This window comes from Candidatus Infernicultor aquiphilus (assembly GCF_002784285.1).
Classification (GTDB): domain Bacteria; phylum Atribacterota; class Phoenicimicrobiia; order Phoenicimicrobiales; family Phoenicimicrobiaceae; genus Infernicultor; species Infernicultor aquiphilus.
This window is the reverse complement of sequence record NZ_PFKO01000283.1, coordinates 1-5,241: the sequence shown is the minus strand read 5'-3', so window position 1 is coordinate 5,241 and position 5,241 is coordinate 1. Positions and strand designations below refer to the sequence as shown.

At 30.0% G+C, this 5,241-nt stretch carries 4 protein-coding genes; all 4 read left to right on the top strand.

Annotated features, from left to right (window positions below):
- On the top strand, positions 1-485 hold a 485-nt coding region (locus tag COZ07_RS07645), incomplete at its 5' end, for an undecaprenyl-diphosphate phosphatase (protein ID WP_406607977.1).
- Between the two features lie 10 nt (positions 486-495).
- Positions 496-2,643: a DNA translocase FtsK gene (locus tag COZ07_RS07640; RefSeq protein ID WP_406607976.1), complete on the top strand. Its 2,148-nt coding sequence runs from the start codon at positions 496-498 to the stop codon at positions 2,641-2,643.
- Positions 2,644-2,872: 229 nt separating this feature from the next.
- Positions 2,873-3,925: a BMP family protein gene (locus COZ07_RS07635; RefSeq protein ID WP_406607975.1), complete on the top strand. Its 1,053-nt coding sequence runs from the start codon at positions 2,873-2,875 to the stop codon at positions 3,923-3,925.
- A 96-nt stretch (positions 3,926-4,021) separates the two neighbouring features.
- The coding region (locus COZ07_RS07630) for an ABC transporter ATP-binding protein (protein WP_406607974.1) at positions 4,022-5,241 on the top strand (1,220 nt) is incomplete at its 3' end.

The following is a 5,241-nucleotide window of genomic DNA, read 5'->3' as shown; positions in this document are numbered from 1 at the left end:
AAATACTTTTTAATAAACCTATAATAGTTTCCTTTATGTTAATTATTACCGGAGCTATACTTTGGATTGGTAATAAAAATTATACTGGTGGTAGTAAAAATATTTCCAAAATTACTTATCAAGATGCTATTTTTATAGGATTAGCTCAAGCTGTTGCTATTATCCCAGGAATTTCGAGATCTGGTTTAACTGTTTTTGCTGGATTATATCGTAATTTAGATCGAGAGTTTGCTGCAAAATATTCCTTTATATTATCTATACCCATAATTTTAGGCGCTACAATTTTTAAAGTAAGAGAATTATTATCTTGGAATATAAATTTTTATAATTTAATATTATCTGGATTAGTTGCATCGATATCCAGTTATGGAGCTATGAAAGTATTCATAAGGTTATTAAAAAATCGTAAGCTATACTTTTTTTCATATTATCTTTGGATTTTATCTATTTTCACAATTTGGATAACTTTATCGAAAGGATATTAATAAATTGAAAATGAAAAAGAAAAATACAAAAAATGAGACTATAAGTATATTTATTATTTCATTTTCCTTATTATATATTTTAGCTTTTATCTTTACCGATAAAATGGGAATTATAGGAAGAATAATGGTTCAAACCACAACTCGCAATATTGGTCTTGGTGCTTATATCTTCCCCTTCTTATTATTATTTGGGGGAATGGTAATTCTTTTGGATTTTAAACTACCTAATCCTTATCATAAATTTTTCGGTATTGGTTTTTTATTTATAATATTTCTGGTCTTTATTCATCTTAGGTTATTATCGCTTGATCACTCCTATCTATTAGCCAAAAACGGAGCAGGTGGTGGTTTATTGGGTTATTATTTTGCCAATTCATTATACCTTTACTTTGGAACAAGAGGCGCTTACCTGGTTCTAATATCTCTCAGCTTAATATCTACTTTATTTATAACTGAAGTTTCATATTTTTATATATTTAGTAATTTGATAAAAAGTATAAAAATAATATCCCATAATTTTTATAATCTTCTGAAAAATATTGGAGTAAAAATCTATAAAAGTTCAAAATATAAAGAAGTAACTGATGATCAAGAATATAAAATAAATAAAGTATCTAAAAAAATTTTTAAAGAAAAGAAAAAAGAAAATGAATTAAAATTAAAAGAGGAAATAATTGTTAATAAAGATTACCCGGAATCAAAAATAAGTAAATATCAAATTCCACCTTTATCTTTACTGTCTGATCCGCACTCTGAAGAAAAAATTGATACTAAATTAAATATTGAGAAGAATATAAAAATACTGGAAAGTACTTTTTCTAATTTTGGAATAGATGCAAAAGTCGTTGGTGTTATTCAAGGACCAACAGTTACTCGATACGAAATCCATCCTGCTCCGGGAGTCAAAATATCTAAAATAACTATTTTAAGCAATGATATTGCTTTAGCTTTTGCAGTAGCTTCGGTAAGGATAGAAGCGCCAATTCCTGGCAAAAATGCTGTAGGTATTGAAGTCCCTAATCAGAAAAGAATTAATGTTTATTTAAAAGAAATATTGCAGAGCAATGAATTTAAAAATAGTAAATTTAAATTGCTTATAGGTTTGGGAATAGATATTGGAGGCAAACCAATAATTGCAGATTTAATTGAACTCCCTCATTTATTAATTGCGGGAGCAACGGGTTCAGGAAAAAGTGTATGCATCAATAATATAATATTAAGTATTATCTATAATTTAAGTCCGGAAAAAGTAAAATTCATTATGATCGATCCAAAAAGAGTGGAATTAAATATTTACAATGGCATTCCGCATTTATTAATTCCTATTATTACTGATACAAATCAAGCTATTAAAGTATTAAACTGGGTAATTTCCGAAATGGAAAAAAGATTTAAAATTTTTGCAGAAGTTGGAGTCAGAAATTTAGAAGGTTATAATGAATATGCCAGAAACCTAAAAAATGATATTAATGCTCTACCTTATATTATAATAATAATCGATGAATTAGCTGATTTAATGTTATCTTCTCCAGTAAAAGCAGAAGAAGTATTGTGTAGGTTAGCTCAAATGACTCGAGCAACTGGGATACATTTAATAATAGCTACCCAACGTCCTTCTGTAGATATTATTACTGGTTCAATAAAAATAAATTTTCCTTCCAGAATTGCTTTTGCGGTTTCCACTCAAGTTGATTCAAGAACTATATTAGATGTTAATGGAGCTGAGAAATTATTAGGTAATGGTGATATGTTATTTTCACCAGTTGGTGTTTCCAAACCAATTAGAGCCCAAGGAGCTTTTGTGACCGAAAAAGAAATTAAAAATATAGTATCCTATCTAAAAGAGTATGGTCAATCTCCTGAATATGAACAAGAAGTATTAGAATTTAAAAATAATAAAAATCTATTTATAGCGACAGAAGAAGAGGAAGAAGAGGAAGAAGATGAATTGTTCAATGAAGCTATATCGATTATTAATAATAATAAACAAGCTTCAATATCTATTTTACAAAGAAAATTACGAATTGGTTATACCCGAGCAGCTCGATTAATAGATTTAATGGAGGAAAGAGGAATTGTTGGACCTTACGATGGTCGAAATCCACGAAAAATATTACTATCTGAAGATGAATATCTTAATAATTTTGAGAAACAATAAATATTTTTATTTATAAGCAGGAAAAGAATAATCTAGTGTCGTATTAATTATATTAAGAAGATACAAACAACTAACTATTTTAAACAATTAAAGAGAAAATACATTTCTAAGGAGGTGATAAATGGACTATTTTTTTGACCGCATAAACCCTATTAAATAGAAATATTTAACAGGGTAAAGGTAAAATTGGGATTTTAAGTATTTTCAAAAATGAAAGGAGATTTCAGAAATGAAAAAAAATTTATCAGTAGTAGTCATATTAGTAATAATATTAGGTTTATGTCTTTCATCAACACTTTTTGCTGCAGAACCACTTAAGGTTGGCTTGGTGTTTGATATTGGTGGAAAAGGGGATAAATCATTTAATGATTCAGCATCCCGCGGTTTATCATGGGCAGCAGCTGATTTTGGAATTAAACGTATCGAATTAGAGCCAGGAGTAGATGCGGATAGAGAAGTAAATCTTAGAAACTTAGCCATGATGGGTTATGATTTAATAATAGGTGTAGGATTTTTATTTACCGATGCTATTTCTACAGTAGCTAATGAATTTCCTAATACAAAATTTGCTATCGTTGATGGATTTATCCCAGATAAACCTAATGTTTCTTCATTAAATTTTCGTGAGCAGGATGGTTCTTTTTTAGTAGGTATGATTGCTGGTTTAAAAGCTAAAGAAGATGGTAAAGACACGGTTGGGTTTGTTGGTGGAATGGATATAGCGCTTATTAATAGATTTGAAGCTGGTTATATTGCTGGTGTCCATTATGTCTATCCAGAATGTAAAATACTTTCCGCTTATGCCGGTGATACCCCACAAGCCTTTGCTGATCCAGTAAAAGGAAAAGAATTAGCTTTGTCACAATATGATAATGGCGCATGGGTTGTCTATCATGCTTCAGGTCTAACTGGAGCTGGTGTATTTGAAGCAGCCAAAGAGAGAAAAAGATATGTAATTGGAGTCGACTCTAATCAGAATTATATGGGCTATATCGAGGAAACAAAAGAAAGTTTTGGCTTAACCAGTATGCTTAAACAAGTAGATGTTTCTGTATATTTAGCTATCAAATCAGTAGTTGAGGGAACATTTAAAGGAGGGGTGGAGGTATTTGGCTTAGATAGAAGTGTTAAAATAGGAGATAATGTATACTATGGTGTTTACTATGCCCTGGACAAATACAATGAAAATCTTATAACTTCCGAAGTGAAAGCTAAAGTGGAAGAAGCAAAAGATAAGATCATAAGCGGTGAAATTGTTGTTCCCACCGAAGTAAGCAAATAATATATTCTAATATATATTTGGAGGCATTCATTATTAAGTGGATGCCTCTAAATATATAAAAATTTAGAGGTATATCGCTCAAGGAGGATTTATTAATTGCCTGAGATTACCCTAGAAATGAAAGATATAACCAAGAGATTTCCTCTGGTAGTTGCTAATGATAAAGTTAATTTTGCTGTATACCAAGGAGAAATACATGCTTTAGTAGGTGAAAATGGTGCTGGAAAAACAACTTTAATGAGTATTTTATATGGATTGTACCAAGCTGATTCTGGACAAATATTTATAAAGGGGAAAAAAGTTAATATAGCCAATCCAAAAGTTGCCATCAATTTAAAGATTGGTATGGTTCATCAGCATTTTATGTTAGTACCACCTTTGAGTGTTACAGAAAACATTATTTTAGGTATGGAACCTATAAAAAATAATATTTTTATAGATCTAGAAAGAGCAACTAATAAAGTCAAAGAAATATCTGAAAGTATAGGTTTTAAAATTGACCCCCATGCAAAAATCGAAAATATTTCTGTAGGTATTCAACAAAGAGTAGAGATAATTAAAATCCTTTATCGAGGAGCAGAAATTTTAATTATGGATGAACCTACAGCAGTGTTAACCCCACAAGAGGTTGAAGAACTATTTGAAATATTGAGATCTTTAATTAAGCAAGGAAAAACAATTATCTTTATCACTCATAAATTAAATGAAGTCAAAGCTGTTTCTGATCGTATTACAGTAATGAGACGTGGTAAAGTAGTAGGAGTTAAAAATACTAAAGATACGAACCAAGAGGAAATAGCCAGTATGATGGTTGGTCGGAAGGTTTTATTGGAAGTTGATAAGAAAGAACATAATTTTGGAAAAACAGTATTAAAAGTTGATAAATTAAATGCTTTAAATAATAAAAAATTACCTGCTTTAAAGGAAATTTCTTTTGAAGTTAGAGAAGGGGAAATTTTAGGATTTGCCGGAGTAGAAGGGAATGGACAGACTGAATTAGTGGAAGTTATTAGCGGACTTCGCCTTGCTGCTGGAGGGAAAATTAAACTTTATGATAAAGATATTACTAATTATTCTCCTCGGGATATTAGGGAACAAAAAATTGCCCACATTCCAGAAGATAGAAGACAGCGCGGATTTATTTCCAATTATTCCGTGGCAGAAAATTTAATTTTAGGAAGTAATTACCGTCCACCTTTTAATAAAGGTCTAACCTTAAATTTTTCTGCCATCAATAATCATGCAGCTAAGTTAATCAAAGATTTTGATATAAGACCTTCTGATAGAAATAATTTATTAAAATCTCTTTCTGGAGG

Coding starts and splice junctions, on each gene's coding strand:
- COZ07_RS07640 (WP_406607976.1), top strand. CDS start 496: ATGAAAAAGAAAAATACAAAAAATGAGACTATAAGTATATTTATTATT.
- COZ07_RS07635 (WP_406607975.1), top strand. CDS start 2,873: ATGAAAAAAAATTTATCAGTAGTAGTCATATTAGTAATAATATTAGGT.